This is a genomic window from Ignavibacteriota bacterium (assembly GCA_016218045.1).
GTDB lineage: Bacteria > Bacteroidota > Ignavibacteria > SZUA-365 > SZUA-365 > JACRFB01.
Genome location: JACRFB010000053.1, coordinates 63,430 through 79,144 on the forward strand (window position 1 = coordinate 63,430; position 15,715 = coordinate 79,144).

Annotated in this window: 6 protein-coding genes; all 6 read right to left on the reverse strand. The window is 60.5% G+C overall.

Annotated features, from left to right (window positions below; all coding sequences use genetic code 11):
* Positions 1 to 121 precede the first annotated feature (121 nt).
* The 6 genes from HY962_14175 to HY962_14200 all read right to left on the reverse strand — a co-directional run bounded on the left by HY962_14175 (position 122) and on the right by HY962_14200 (position 15,350).
* Entirely contained in the window at positions 122 to 796 is a 675-nt protein-coding gene (locus tag HY962_14175; GenBank protein ID MBI5648074.1) for a hypothetical protein, read from the reverse strand.
* Between the two features lie 64 nt (positions 797 to 860).
* Entirely contained in the window at positions 861 to 2,963 is a 2,103-nt protein-coding gene (locus HY962_14180) for a T9SS type A sorting domain-containing protein (GenBank protein ID MBI5648075.1), read from the reverse strand.
* A 291-nt stretch (positions 2,964 to 3,254) separates the two neighbouring features.
* Positions 3,255 to 5,582, reverse strand: a complete 2,328-nt coding sequence (locus HY962_14185; GenBank protein ID MBI5648076.1) for a hypothetical protein — start codon at positions 5,580 to 5,582, stop codon at positions 3,255 to 3,257.
* Positions 5,583 to 5,694: 112 nt separating this feature from the next.
* Positions 5,695 to 8,598 carry a hypothetical protein gene (locus HY962_14190; GenBank protein ID MBI5648077.1) on the reverse strand — a complete coding sequence of 968 codons (2,904 nt, stop codon included), beginning with the start codon at positions 8,596 to 8,598 and terminating at the stop codon, positions 5,695 to 5,697.
* 17 nt (positions 8,599 to 8,615) lie between these two features.
* A complete protein-coding gene (locus tag HY962_14195) occupies positions 8,616 to 8,981 on the reverse strand; it encodes an anti-sigma factor antagonist (GenBank protein ID MBI5648078.1) in 366 nt (121 codons plus the stop codon).
* A 411-nt stretch (positions 8,982 to 9,392) separates the two neighbouring features.
* Complete coding sequence (locus HY962_14200; GenBank protein ID MBI5648079.1) at positions 9,393 to 15,350, reverse strand: choice-of-anchor D domain-containing protein; 5,958 nt, start codon at positions 15,348 to 15,350, stop codon at positions 9,393 to 9,395.
* Between the last annotated feature and the right edge of the window lie 365 nt (positions 15,351 to 15,715).

Below are 15,715 nucleotides of genomic sequence, written 5' to 3' on the forward strand. Positions count from 1 at the left end.
GGATTTCAATGGCACGGACTATTCACGGATGTATAGGGGTGCGTGTTCCGGGAGCGGACCCAATCCCGGCTGGAGACTACAAATCGACACGATGCCGGAAGCAACCAGGGGCCCGGTGGTGTTATTCCCTGCTCCTCATCGAGGGCGCGTTTCTCTCGAGCCATTCCTCCATGCTGTCGGCCGTGCTCTCAACAAGCACCAGTTCCGCAAGTTTTTCCTGGGCGCGTCGAATGGACGAGTTGATGACCGCGTGTTCGATACACTCATCCTCTTTCAGGCCGAGCTGACTCAGCACACCCATAAGGCGGTCACCGCCGAATATCCGGAACAGCGGTTCGTCGAGCGCGCCGTGGAATTCCAAGTCCACATGCCCGTGCAACGAATCGGCGAACCGTTCCATGCGCTGATCCGGCGCGGGCACGGGATACCGTTCGATGACGATGATACGAATCGGAACATGGCTGTGCGGTGTGTCCGCACCGGGTTCCTCAGCTTCGGGCAGCGCGTTGATATGAAAGAGCGCCACCGCGCCATCCACGGGCTGGCGGAATACACTGCGTCCCGTCAGGCGGTCGATCGACGATTGAAACATACGCGCCTGTATCCCCGCATCCTGCAGGAGTCCCGACATCTCGTTATACGATTTCCTGAAGTGTGTCAGAAGCACGATTTGCCGACCCGACCGTTCTGAGCCGATGATACGAATCAGCCCCTTGTACTTCTGTTCGCGCGAGGTCCACACCTTGTCGGCATGTCGTTTCGCGGATGATTTTTTTCCGAACAATTTCGAGAACATGGATCGGCTCCGAAGACAGGATCCGCTGCGGGCACGCGCGTGCGACGCGTGCGTGGTTGCGCGATCAGCGCTTGATGATGCTCCTCTGCACGCGTGAAGAACCGGCTTCCGCCGTGACACGATACACACCGGCAGGCAGCGTGGCGGCATCGAGGTGCAGCGTGGAGGCGCCCGCGTCCAACATCCCGTCGTGAACGAGCGCCACGGTGCGGCCGAGCATATCGGTCACAAACACCCGTACCTTCTCCGCACGCGGCAGGATACAGCGCAGGGATGTTGTCGAGGTAAAGGGATTCGGATAATTCGCTTCGAGCGTTATCGCGTCCGCGACGTGTGTATAATGCTCTTGGGCGTGTACTATCTGCGAGAGCGGCCTGCGCCAGACGGACTGCCCTTCCATTCCCGCGAACATATAGGCGCCGGACGGCGTGTTTGCGATATGCAGCGAACGCACGGATCCGAACAACGGGAGTCCATCGGCCACATCGCCCCAGTTGGCGCCGTGGTCCGCCGTCGCGAGAACGCCCTGATCGGTGCCCACAAATAGATCGCTCCCTCGCGAGAGAAGTGAGTAGACCGCGGTGAAGGCGGGCAGAGTCATGCCTGCATCGTACCAGGTGACGCCGTTGTCGGTGGACGAATACAATCCGTCATAATCGAGAGCCACGTAGAGCACACCATTGTGGCGCGCTATCGCGCTGAAGCTCAAGTCGGAAGGCAGTCCGGTGTTGCGCAGCACCCACGACGAGCCCCTGTTGGTCGAGACGTACACGCCTTCGTATTCAGCGGCCGCAAAAATTGTCGCACCTTCGGCGAGCACGGCCGTGATGGAGGATCCGGCGAGTGTGCTGCCCGTGAGGTCGCGCCAGGTAGCGCCGTTGTCGCTGCTCATGTTGAGTCCGTCGTACAGCCCGGCGTACAGTACGCCGTTGTTTTCGGTGAAGGACAGGACATATGGATCCGTTAATCCGGAATTGCGCGCAACCCAGGTGATGCCGTCGTCGGTGGACAGGAAGATGCCTTCGCCCCGCGCGGCCGCAAAGACGCGGTTCCCCGTCACTACAAGTCCGCTGATGCTCCTGCCCCCCAAGCCGGAATTTGCGGGTGCCCAGGTCTGTCCGTCGATGGAGCGGAACACGCCGAGTCCGTAGTTGGATGCCAGAATAACATTCGATGTTGATACAATACTGTTGACGTTTGCATTCAGCATGCCGCCGTTGCGTGATGCAAACGATGCAGCGGGTGTGTCGCGCCGGAAGTAGCCGCCGACAGTGGCGAGATGCAGCGCGCCGCCCGCGGTCGTGATATCGTACACGGAATTTCCGGGGACAAGTCCGGCACCGGCCGGCGTCCACGCGGCTCCCGGACCGGTGGCCGTGAATACGGCGCCATTATACAGCCCCGCGTACACGACACCCGCGTCCAGGTGTATCGCTTCCACATCCGTATCGGAAAGTCCCGTGTTCATTTCAGTCCACGTCACCCCCTTGTCGGTGGTCACATACACTCCCGAGGTGTACCCGGCAACATAGGCCACGGATCCGGCGGCGGTGATGACGACCGCATCGGGTGTGGAGGGCAATCCGGCGGTGACGGCCTGCCATGTGCTTCCAAGATCGGTGGAGACAAAGACACCCTTGTTGTACGAAACCATGTACAGAACACCATCACCCATGGCGAAATCGGAAACACCTGTTTCATCCGGCAGCCCCGACCCCGACTGCACCCAGGTGACGCCATCGTTGGTGGACGCATACACCGAACCACCCGAGCCGCAGAGAAAGCGCGATCCCGCGCGGATAATTGCGCGCACATCGGCAAACGCGGGTAAACCCGTGCTCGTCTCCTCCCAGCTTGCACCCTTGTCTGTAGACCGATATATGCCTTCAATCAATGTTCCGGCGAGCAGTGTTCCGTTTTCCTCGCAGATGGTGAAGACATACGTCCACGGCCACATCATGCCATTTGCAGCGCTCCACGAGTTGCCGTTGTCGGTGGACCGGAAGACGCCCGCGCGGCCGCCCGCATAGAGATCGGATCCGACTGCGAGCAGCGCCGAAAGATTGCCGCCCTCGGGTCCGCGTGTGGACACCCACTGAGCCGATGCACCAGCGGTACAACCAATCAGGAGAGCAACAACGATGCTGAAACAGAACACGTTTTTCACAGCCGTACCTCAAAACTTATTGAATGGGTGTAAACTACTGATGTATGAAATCGTGTGCAATAATTCCTTGTGTGCGGGATCTGTGCTGTACGGCGTGAGGAGGCAGGATACAGGAGACAGGATGGTAGTGTGGTAGATGGGCGATTGTAGAAAAGTAGCAATGTAGCAAAGTAGCAAAGTGGAAGGGCTTGATGGGTTGAAGGTGGAATAGTGTGGCCGACGCCTTCCACCTTCCACTTTCCACTTTCTACTTTCCACTTTGCTACTTTCAACGTGAAACGTGAAACGTTTCTACGGATTCTGCTCGAGGACGCGGAGGAGTTGCTGTGCCTTGGCCTGGGCGTTGGGATCGGTGCTGCGCGCGAGGTAGGCATCGATTTCGCGGCGCGCGGATTTTTTGTCGTGATAGACAAAATAGAAACACAACGCGGCGTTGTAGTAGGTATCGGCGAAGGACGGATCGAGATCGCGCGCGCGCGTGAGAAGGCGCGCGGCGCGTGCTCCCTCGCCCATACGCATCGATGCAAATGCGTACGCGTTCAAGAGCGGCAGAAAGGTGCTGTCGATTGCATAATAGCGCTGATACCACACACATGCGCTGTCGGCCTGTTTCCGTGTGATGTACACGGTGGCAATATTGGCGTAGGCGAAGGTTTTGAGATAGTTCGACAGAACCGGTTTGGATCCGCGGCGCGTGTTCTCGAAACGGCCGAGCAATTGTATCACCGCATGGTGATCGACGGCAGGTCCGCTTCGCCGAAGCAGTTGCAGAAGTTCCGCCTGCGGGGAAACAGGCAGTCGCGCCGCCAGGGTTTCGATACGCTCCGCTGTAAACGGTATGTCACTTCCCTCCATATACAGACGCACGAGCTGATCCGCGACATACTCGGTGCTGTCTCGAGGACCCGCATCCTGCGCCACACTCATCGAAAGACTGTCGACGGATTTGTTGAGAAGTAATCCCGCCACTGCTTCCACATCCGGAAGCGCCTCCGCACGCGACGGAACGAGTTTCACCGCCAGGGCGAAGTTGTGTATATCCCACGGATATCCGCGCACTTCCACTGCCTGGCGCAAAGCGCGTATTCTCTCGGCATGTTTTTCACGACGGCTGTAGTGCTTCGAGAGGTTCTGAAATCCGTACTCCGTGAAGTCAGGATGCACGATGCCAGCGTCATTCGAAAGTATGGTGGTGTAGCGCTCCACCGACGAGGATTCGCGCACATTCACCGCCAGCCACAGCGCACCGAGACACAGCGCCAGAACCGCGAGTACGAGCTGCGAAGCGGCCCTGCGCGCGCGGTCGACGTCGAGTGAGTCGAACATCGCGTGCGCGAACAGCACGAGCGCGATGCCCATCGGCGCATAGATGTCCCAATCCCGCGCCATGCCGAGCAATGGATTGAAGTACAGCGCCACGAGCAGCCAGGACAGGACATGCACACCCGCCACCTGCACCGCAGCGTTCTCCCACCGCACACGGCCGCCCGCACCCGCGGCAAGCACAAGTATGAGCAGCGGCGCCATGCCACCGGTGAGCAGCACGATATTGGGGAGGTCCGCCAGATGGGCCGCCGAGAATAGCGTATATGATCCCTGCTCCGCTGTGGGAGTGAGTGGTATCAGGCCCAAGACGCCTTTCAAATCAAATACGGCGAGCACGGTCGTCAGCACATACACGATCACACTCAGCAACACCGCGCCCGCGAGTGACACCATGTAATATTTCAGCGGCAACGTCTTCCCGCGTGTGTCGAAGAAGCGCCGCACATACGCCCAAAGCAGCGCCGGCAGCATGGCCACGGCGCTGAAATGGCAGGCCACAGCGACCAGAAACCACAGTGTAGAGGGAACAAGCGTACTGCCGCGTGTGAGTGCCAGATGGAGGGCAAGGGCAAAACATACAACCGCCACGGCGAGCGGCGCGTAGAATTCGATGTAGCCGAAAAAAAAGATCGTGGCGGCACAGCCGAACAGCAGCGCCCCGAGGAATATCGCGCCGAAGGGATCGCGCGAGGCACGGCGGGCATAATGGAGAATGCTCCCCACATACGCGGCACCGAAAGCAGCGGTGAGTATGTGAAAGGCGGTGTACGATTCAGGCAGGCGCAGGAAGTGAATGAGAGCGGCGCCGAGTCGAAAAAATACCAGCGGACCAACAAGCGAGTGGTAGCTGAAATCGCGGATGGGTTTGCCCGCGACAATACGCGCCAGCTCGGATGTGTACAGGTAGCTGTCACCCAGCAACGACGCGGGCATTGCAAACAGGTACAACACGAGGCCTGCCACCATGACGAGCACGAGACCGAGCACGACTCGGGCCGTCCTCCCCCATCCGCTGATGCTCCGCGAGGCAGCGTCGCAGAGACGAAGGCACTGCATACGCACCGCGGGCAGCAGGACCAGCAGCAGGACAGCCGCAAGACTCACGTTCCACCATAGCGGCAGAAATGCGGCGTGGTGAAAGCCCCACACACGCAGCGCCGGAAAAAATGATCCCAGAAGCCAAAGCACAACGGCGCCTGCAGCAAGCGCCGTCACCCAGCGAGGGAGAGCCGTATCGTATGCCGCGATGTGTTGTGGTGCTACATCTCGTCTGTGCTTCGGTGTGTGCTTCATGGCGCTCTTTTGTGTGCTTCGGTTGATACACAACCGTTGCGTGCATGGCCGGGCTGATCGGAGACATCCGCCGGTAGGCAGGCGTCACGGATCCCCTCCTGCGAATATTCCATCAGAATACCGACATAACAAGCCGGCGTGTTTCGCTGTGTGTGGCGATGTGGATCAGATACGTTCCAGGAATCCATGTTGTACAATCGATCGGAAGCAGACTTGTCCCGCGCTGAAGATACACGTCTTTCCGCCCTCCGACTGCGCGTCCTGCTGCATCCCAAATCTCCATCACTACCTGCCCGGCTTCCGGGAGGTCGAGTGTGAGTACCGCGCGGCCGTGTGCCGGATTCGGTGCCAGAGCGGCGTGCAGAGCCGTGGTGCCGGTGCGCGATACATCCACACAGAGACCAGGCGAGTATTGTTCCGCGCCGTCACAATCCACCACGCGGATCCGATAACACCTATGCTGATCCGATTCTGAAGAAGTTTCGTGCACATAGGTGTGTGCACCTGATCCCGCCGCGTGTATCACCGCGAGAGTGTTCCAGATCTTCATCCGTTCGTCGGAACATTGCACCTCGAAGAGGCATGTGCCCGATTCTGACGCAGTGCGCCACTCGATGCGCGCGCGTGTCCCCGTTGCGGAAGCCGTGTAATACTCCAGCACAACGGGCACAGGATCGGTATACCCCATGTACATCCCGTTTCCGAATGTCATAACCCATATCTGGCGTGGTTCATTCGGATGAAAAAACACCCGCATCGGATTGCGGAATGGGAATAGTGAATCGACCAGCAGGGTCGGGGCCGCAGTCCGAGCGTCGCGCAGTATCGCGAGGCCGTTCCCGTCCGTACAGAGATACATCCTGTCGGGATGTACAGGATCAAAAGTACCCGACCATGCCGCCTGCGTGGACACTCTCTGCCACGTCACACCTCGATCGACAGTACGGAGCACTCCGGGTGTTCCCGACGCGGAGGAAGCGCCCACAAAAACGAGCCAGGTATTCTGCGTCGTGTCGGATGGGTCGAGCGTGAGACTGTTGACGCGGTAGCGCATCCCTGCCGCGGTCCTGTCGTTCCAGGTCAGGCCTTCATCGCTGCTGAAAAACACTCCCGACGACGCGGTCCACTGCCAGTTGCCCGCATCACGCGCGCTGTACACTGCCACAAGGCCTCCATCGCGGAGAACATGCAGCTCACGCGGCCGGCCCTCGGTGCGTGGAGGCGCGTTCAGCAGCGACCATTGCGACGCGGCGCCTCGTGATATATCATCGCTTCGATATATCCCTCCCGCACCGCCCGGCACATCCACAACACACGCGTACATCCTGTCGGGTCTCGCAGGATCAAGGGTGATCCAATGCACCGTGTGTCCAAAATCGTGCAGGGGTTGCCAGGTGCGTCCCTTGTCGAGGGAATAACATACACGTCCGGGAGACGATGCCCGGGCATCGGTATAACTGCCGTTTGCTCCCACAACTTCCCCGGTTGCGGCATAGAGCACGCCGGATCCGGGATGCAGGAGAATCACCGCCGCATCGTTGATTCCCTTGATGCCCAGTCCGCTGTAATCGAAAGACCAGCGCCTCCCGCCATCGGTACTGCGCAATGCGACGATGTCGGCAAACCCAGCGATCATCGAAACCGAATCGACCCACGTCAGCCAATAGCCAGCGGTCGGTTCAAGTCCGACGCTCTCGTAGTACTGGCGTGTCGGCGTGTTTGTTCCCGCCGCGTGCCGTACCGTGCTGTCGGTGTAGGCCTGTACCCAGGTTGCGCCGGCGTCGGTCGTGACATGGATCCACCCCATGTCGCAGAATGCCGCGACAGCAGGATTTTTTGGATCAAGATCAAAACCGTTGGGGCAGGTCCACCACCCCCAACTATTGTCTCCATTCTGCCCGCCCCACCCTGTGAGGATATTGCCGTTATTGGCCGTGTGGAGTGTGCTTGTCCACCACGCTCCGCCGCTCAAACTTTTCCACACACCGAAGGTACGGCGCCCGAACTGGTCCGCTCCCTCGCCGCACAACCATACCGTGCCCGTGTCGTTTTCACACATATCCACAAACGCCGGCAGTGATCCGGCCGGTAGGCGGGCCGTGCGGGATACCCATTGCGGCTGTCCCTGATCCCAAGTGTACACATTCCGGAATCCGGTATACGTACGTTGCGGGAGATTGCCGGTTTTCACAGAGGCGGAATCGAAGGTGATACAGCAGATTCGAATCATGCCTCCGGCACGGGAAGCGGCGAAGGCCCACGGACGCTCTGACGCGGGGATGCCCGCGACCGGGAGCGCGGAGAATACGGGTGAGGCGGCACGCACATTAGTGCACAAAAAAACGCCGGAGGCGGTAGCCAGAAAACAACTGTCGCCTGCAAAAAACACCCCCGCAATCCGTGCACCACCGGAGAGCGCCGCTCCGGAGAGGATGGTCTTGTAACTGCTTCCGGCATCGGTAGAGAAAAAAATCGCGGAGGCATGTCCGACGAGCACACGCCGCGTCGAATGTGGATCGGTGGCGATTCCGAACGCGCTGCCGTTAGCCGGATCGGTTGCGAGCTGCTGCCAACTGCGCCCGCCATCCACGCTGCGTGCCGGGCGGCGCATGCCGTTGGCGTCCTTGCGCAGCGCAAAGAGTGTATCGACATGCGCGGTGAAAGCCACAGGCGAGGTGACATTCGACGTGAGACCGCGGAAGTCGAGTGTCGTCCAGCTCCGTCCGTAATCCACACTGTGGAACGTCTGCGTCATGTCGCAGTTCAGGTATATTTCCCCGGCGTGATGCGGACTGAACGAAGGTTCGTAGAGAGCGCCTCCCCCGCCGATGCCTCTGTTCTGCCAGACCGCCGGTTGTGCGTCAGCAGCGGACGTCAGCACGGCGATGAGGCACGATGCATGCCCGATAGCGCCGAGTATCCTGCGAAGAGCGAACCCGATGATACGGCGGACGTCGCGATGCCGGAATGCACCGGCCCGCGCATTAAGGAGCGTTTGTGCGTGCTGCAAACTCACGCGAGGCACACGTGGCTTCAGTCGCCTCCGGCGCGCGGAAGACGCTCGAGAAAAGCCGAGGCCGCGGGCCACGTGTCGAACACACGCACGTGCATTGACACGCCGCTCTCCTTGAGCAATTTTGCGACGATGGGCTGCGGATTCAGCAGCACCATTTTGCCCTCGACCCTGTCCACATCCTGCGCGGTATGGACCAGACACCCGAGACCGACCGAGGAGAGATAGTCGACCCCGGTCAAATCCACACACACGCGAGCATGCGGAGTGCCTGGAGCTGTGGTCCGAAGCGGACCCTCGATCTTCTGTGTTCCATCCACATCGAAGCGGCCCACGAGCCGTATCTTGAGGATGTCGTTTTCCGCTGCTTCAAAATGTATTTCCATTTTGTCCTCGCTGTCTGGAGTGTGAGACCAGAAAATACTCGCGCGCGAGCCGGAGCGCAAGGGGCAACCGCTCGATCCGCATCAGAGATCCTTCCGTGTCTCCTTACTCCGACGGCGCGTGTGAGGAGACAGGATGCAGGAGACAGGAGACATGAACTGTTTCGATCCGTGTCTCCTTACTCCGAAAGCGCGTGTGAGGAGGCAGAATGCAGGAGACAGGAGACATGAACTGTATCCTTCCGTGTCTCCTTACTCCGAAAGCGCGTGTGAGGAGGCAGGATGCAGGAGACAGGAGACATGAACCGTTTCGATCTGTGTCTCCTGTCTCCTGTCTCCTTTCTCCTCACACACACGCAGTAGATCAAACTACCTATCTACCATCTACCAACTACCCAGCTACCAGACAACAGGTCAGCGCGTGATGACCATCGCGCGCGTGGCGGTGACGCTGCCGCTCGTGAGTGTGTAGAAGTACACGCCCGGCTGCACGTCGTTGAGATCGACGCGCAGTTCATGCGTGCCCTGTGTCGTGTGACCGCTGTACAACACGCGCAGCTTGCGGCCGGCCGCGTCGAACAACGCAATTTCCGCGTACTCGTCGCTGGTTACGGTGAACTCGATGCTCGTGCCGGCGCCGGAAGAGAGCGACAACGGATTCGGCCGGTTCTGTTTTAACGTCCCGACGCCACGATCCTCGATCAGGCGTCCGTTCATGTAGCAGTACCCTTCCAGTGTGAAGGTTCCACCCGTGCGGCCGAGCACATTCACGTACCCCGAGTTGAAATCGAAGTCCGCGGACATGTCCACCGGCGTCTGCAGCGCGTCGCCGAGCAGCACGAGGCACTCGACGTAGATGAGCGGCGCAAGTCCGTCGGCAACGATGCCTCCCGACGCGCTGATCACCACCTTGCCGCTGTCCTGCACGTAAGACATCGCGACATTCATGTTCGAAGACCGTGTTCCGATGTTCACCAGACGCAACGGAAACAGCATCGACTTGTTGAAGCTGATCGAACCGTTCCACGAAGCAACCTGCGCGCCCGCGAGATCCTTGTCCACCAGAATAGGAATAAGGATATGGTCGTCCGGTTTTCCGGATATGTCGCCGACACTGAGCCGCGCCTGCACGATGGGCTGGCGCATGGCGTTGCCGCCCAGCACGGCCGTCGCGGTGAACGGACATGGCTGCGTCGACTGCACGCGCAGCGAGTCGGAGTGGACACCCTCGCGCGTCGGCGCAAAATTGAGGCGTACGGTCACCGTCTCGCCGGGCTGCAGCAGCACGGGGAGCGGCGGCGTCGTGCTCGTCACCGTGTAGGCGGGATCGGACGGCACCACCGCGTCGATACGCACCGGCAGAGAGGAGGTGTTGGTGATGGTCGAATTGCCCTGCACCGCGGGCTGGCCGATAAAGGCCGTGCCGAAGGCGACGGGCGTCACGGTGACAAACGGCACGAGCGAACGCGCACTGAGCTGCGTGGTGGTCACAACGGGCAGCCCGATGGCCGTGAACGAGGCCGACAGCGTCGCCGCGTAGTTGCGGTTGGCGTTCTGGCCGAGGAAGGACAGCGAGACGATGAGTGAACCGCCCGCTGTGAGAGTGCGCGGGAAGTTGGTCGGCGACACGATCGTGAAGAAGGCCGCGTCGGGACCGGTGATCCGCAGTGAATCAAGCGTGATGTCCACTATGTACCGGCTGCTGATGGTCACGTCGAACGTACGCGTGAGACATGCGGCGGCGCTGCCGAGATCCACATTTGCGGCCACGTCGATCACACCCTGCTGGGCGCGCGCGTCGAGACGCAATTCAGTGGAATCCACGCAGGGCACGGATGTGAGCAACGTGAAGGTGCCGCTCCATGTGCCGGTGACGGTGGGAGTGACGGTGAGCGTGACGTCCATGCTCTGACCCGGTTCAATACAGAACGGCAGGGCCGGCGTGTATGTGACTGTTGCCGGCACACGGGCGGAGGTGTAACAGAGCCGTGCAGAACCGGTGTTGCGCAGCGTCACAACCTGCTGGGTTGGTTTTGCGATTTCAATAATGCCGTACGACACTGATGCGCCGGGCGCGGGAATCAGCGTCTGACGGACGGCGTCCAGCGGGATGTCGACCAACTGCTGCACGGGATCGTCGGTCACGATCGAGAGAGTGGCCGAGACGGGACCGTCGCCCGCCGCGTTCGCCGCGGTGTGACGGATCGGGAAGAGGCGCATGCCTCCCGGTGCGAGCACTTCCTGCGACGTGATCGGCGCAAGATTCGTGTATGCCGAGGAACCGGGACCGGTGATCGACGACGAGATCAGCGTCACAGGACCGGTGCCCTTGTTGAACAAGGTGTCGGTGAACGTCGGCTGTTCACACTGTGCGCGATTACCGAAGTCCAGCGTGGCCGAGGACAGGACAAGCCGTCCGCGTACGCCGGTTCCCTCGAGCGACACGCAGATGGTGTCGCGACACGGGGCCGACAGGATGATACACGCGGTGGCCGCGAGCGGACCCTCGGCTGTCGGCGTGAAACGAAGCTGTATGCCTCCGGAGGCGCCCGCAGCGACGGTGTTCGGATAGCCCGGCTGCACGGTGAACGTGCCCGACGGCGTGATGGTGATCGACGAGATCGTTGCGTCGAAGCCGCCGTTATTCTGCAGCGTCAGCGGACGCACGGCCGAGGAACCGATGTTGACGGACGGGAAGGTGACGGGCGTCGGCGCAAGCGCATACCGCTGATCCACCCACTCGCCGGTGATGGGCACGGCGATCTTGCGATCGCAACGCTTTGTCATCACCCACAGCGTGTCGGTGAACACGCCGAAGGACGGACGGTCGAAGGACACGGTGACCTTGAAGTTGCGATTCGGCTGCAGCGTGATGTCGGGTCCGCCGCCTGTCACGCTGTATCCGCCGCTGAAGCCGCTCAGCATGGTGGAGACAATTTCCGGCACTTCACCGGTGTTGGCGATGACCACCTCACGCGTAAAGCCCGACGAGCAACGCAGCATACGTCCGAAATCCACAACGGGCATCGAGATGTCGATGTTTGTGGAATCGCGGCGCGCCGAGAGTGTCACTTTCAAAGAAGGATAACTCGGATCGTTGCTGATGAGTTCGAGCAGCGCCGTGTTGCTCCCGCGGAAACTGGGATCGGCGCAGATCACGATGGACTTCTCCTGACCCGCAGCCACGGTGAAGGGCACGGTCACGGAAGGATCGATGGAAAAGACGGGACGTCCCTGCGTGAGTGTCATGCTCAGCACCGACACATCCGCGCGGCCCTGGTTGCTGAGCCGGAGCGTGTCGCAGTTCGGCAGGAAGGCGCAGGGATCGACGTTGTATTCGAGCAGACCGCGGTCCACATTCAGACCGTCGGTGTCGCCGCGTCCGAACACGCCGAGCAGATGTGTCACATTGCATGGTTTCGAATTGATGCGTACCTGGCCGGCGAAGGGTCCGCGCGCGTTCGGCGTAAAGATCACGTCGAAGGTCATCGACTCGCCCGGATTCAAGGGCGCGGGCAACGTCCGCGACGGCTCGACGGAATACACGGACGCAAAACGCTCAACCGTAATCTCGGATATCGTGACGGGCTTGTCGCCTATGCTGTTGATGCGGTACGTGCGGCGCTGCGGCAGGAACAGGCGTGTGAAGAAATCGGTGGTCGAATCCCCCACTACCGTGTACTCGGAGGTGGTGCGCAGGCCGGTCAGCGGAATCGTTGTCGGCATGCGATCGTAATCATTGTGCGTGAGCTGGAGCGAGGCGCTGCTGCTGCCAGGCGTCGGCCGGTTGAAGTCGATAATCAGCCGCACCGAATCGCGCGCGCGGGCCGAATCGCCCACCTGCGGGGATATCAGTGTGAAATGTGTCGGATTGTTGCCGGTGAAGGTCGCGGAGTTGAAATACAGCGGACCGTTCCCGCGGTTCTTGATCCACACGATTTTGCGCACGGGCTGCGGACATGCCTGTGTGCCCATGTCGACGGCCGTCGGAGGATCGATGTACGGATTCGGCAGGCACGGCGCGAACACGTCGAGCTTCGCGGTGTCGCGGCACACGCTGTTCCACGCGACCACGAGTTTTGTCTCGCGTGTTCCGAGCTGCAACGGATTGAACTGCAGCGTCACTTCGAAGGACCCGGTGGGCAGCAGCGTGATGGGAAGTGGCGGCACCGCCATCAGTGCCAAATCGGGGAACAAATTCTCGAGAGCAACCTTGGTGACGGTTGCGTTGGTCTTGCCGCTGTTGCGGATCGTGACTGTGCGCGAGACCTGTTTGCCGATGATGGTGGGTCCGACTGTCACGGCGCCCGGCGGGAAGAAGCTGATCTCGGTCGAGATCGCCTCGCCGCGTGCGCGCAGAATGATGGTGTCGCGGCAGGGTCCGCTGATCACGCGGTACTCCGCGGTGAAGATGCCCGTGCGTGTGGGAGTGAACTGCATGGTCACGTTGCGCACGCTGTCCTGCGGAATGTACTGCGGCACGAGGTTGGGCATCGGGAACACATCGGTGCCGCTGCGCAGCTCGCTGCGGTCGACGATGAGGAAGGTGTTTCCCACGTTGCGCAAACGGATCACGGTGTCGCGCACGGTGTTGATACAGGTGATGCCAAAGTCGATGTCGGTGATATGCGCCTGCAGGCGTGTCACTTCGCCGAGTCCGGTGATGGTGGTGAACATCGTGTCGGGACAGGCGGGATTGCCGGAGATGAGCCGGTACACACCGGTACGTGTCCCCTGCTGCGTCGGATAACACCGGAAGGTGAACGTGGTGGATCCGGTGAGCACGGTGCCGATGGCAGGGGTGATGAGTTTGAATTCGTTGTGACCGGAGACAAAGTCGAAGCCGATCAGTTTCGGATTCCGTGTGCCGATGATGCCGGCCTGCACGCTGTATGTCACGCTATCGCGGAGACACGTGCCCGGCTGCACATCGATGGCGGTCGGAAGATCGATCACGCCGTAATGGCGCGTGCCGGTCAAAGCCACATTCCACGGATTGTCGTCGGGATCATTGCTGTACACGGTCATGGTGCCCGATGTGGGTCCGGCCGATGTGCGCGATGGCGTCCATCGCACCGTGAGGCGCACCGCGCGTCCCGGCTGCAGACGTATCGGATACGTGGCGCCGACGAGGGAGAATTCCGCGGGGGTAAGTGTGATGTCGCCGTTGTTGATGACCAGGTCGCCCGTGCCGTTGTTGCGGATCACGACCACCGTGTCGGTGTATTTCTCACAGGTCACATCCTTGAACACGGCGGAAGTCATCGACGTGGAGATGTTCGGTTTGAGCGGCTGTCCGGTGTAGCGGATGATCCACCCGGTGTTCGCGGACGAGTCGCCTCCCGCGGCATACCCATTGAGCGAATCGAGGAACTTCATCGTGGTCATGGGCGATGTGGCGCTGGCACCAATGGTATTGAATGTCTTCCAGTTCAATCCGCCGTTGGTGGTGGAGGCGATGTAGCTCGGTGACGCGCCGATCCAGCCGTGTGAGCCGGAAAAGAATGTGTTAGACGCAAAATTCAGCACACCTCCCGGATAGGCGACAGGTCCCGCATTCACCCAGCGGCTGCCGCCGTTGGTGGTGCGGTACATGCGCGGCTGCAACGGCACGTTCTGCAGATAGCCCGAGAGCATCATCGTGTTTGCGTCGACAACCGTGATGTCGTTGTACAATTCGTACGGGTAAATGGACGGATTCGGTTGACGGACCCATGCACCACTGTTGTAAATCGCAACGGTGCCGAACTCGCCGCAGGCCGCCCACACGCCGTTTGCGTAGTGCACCGAGAGCAAGGCCGGCTGACTCGCCCAAGATCCGATCGCGGGCGATTCGTCGGTCCAGGTCAGACCGCCGTCCCATGTGTGCGCGATAAACGTGGGCTGGGCGATGTCCGGCGGCATAACCGTCCAATAGCTGTTACCACCCACCATCACGCCCTCACGGGCATCCTTGAAGTAAATGTCGTGAACCGTTGCGAGTCCTTTGTTTGAGATGGTCACCTGATTCCACGAAAATCCCTGATCCGTGCTTCGGTAACACAGCGCGCTGTCGCCCGCGATAATCATGGTGTTTTCGTCGAGCATGGTGACGGCGTGCCAGACTGCATACGAGGGCAGGTTTGTGAAGCCGAACACCGGCACATGGATCCAGTTGAAGCCGCCGTCGATGGTATAGATGACGCCGGCGAGGATGCCGTTCACTCTGCCACCCGCGATACCGTAGGTGGTATTCAGCATATCCATATCGTAGATGTGTCCCGCCATAGAGGGGACAGGCAACTCGAACCAGGTGCCAACCTGAGCTTTTACCGGGGAGGAAAGGACTACGACGGAGAGCAAAGCCAGGAAGAACTGGGCGCAACGTTTCATAACGATTCCAAACGCTGGTGACAGGGGGGGGTTATTGCGGGGCGCAGTAAGGAAACTAAAGAGAAATATGTCCTTGAGCAAGGCGATCCCTCTGAGAACAGTGAGAGAGTAGTGCAAATATTTACACCCAGCGCTGGTGGGACAGCGGGACAGCGGGACAGCAGGACAGCGGGAGCGGAACAACGACACAGTGTCTCGCTGAGCGGAGTCGAAGCGCGACGGGACAGCGGGACAGCGGGACAGCGGGACAGCGGGACAGCGGGAGCGGAACAACGACACAGTGTCTCGCTGAGCGGAGTCGAAGCGCGACGGGACAGCGGGACAGCGGGACAGCGGGACAGCGGGAGAGCGGGACAGCGGGACAA

Excerpts from the sequence above, each read along its gene's own strand:
- HY962_14175 (MBI5648074.1), bottom strand. The coding sequence starts at position 796 with ATGTTCTCGAAATTGTTCGGAAAAAAATCATCCGCGAAACGACATGCC.
- HY962_14185 (MBI5648076.1), bottom strand. The coding sequence starts at position 5,582 with ATGAAGCACACACCGAAGCACAGACGAGATGTAGCACCACAACACATC.
- HY962_14195 (MBI5648078.1), bottom strand. The coding sequence starts at position 8,981 with ATGGAAATACATTTTGAAGCAGCGGAAAACGACATCCTCAAGATACGG.
- HY962_14200 (MBI5648079.1), bottom strand. The coding sequence starts at position 15,350 with ATGAAACGTTGCGCCCAGTTCTTCCTGGCTTTGCTCTCCGTCGTAGTC.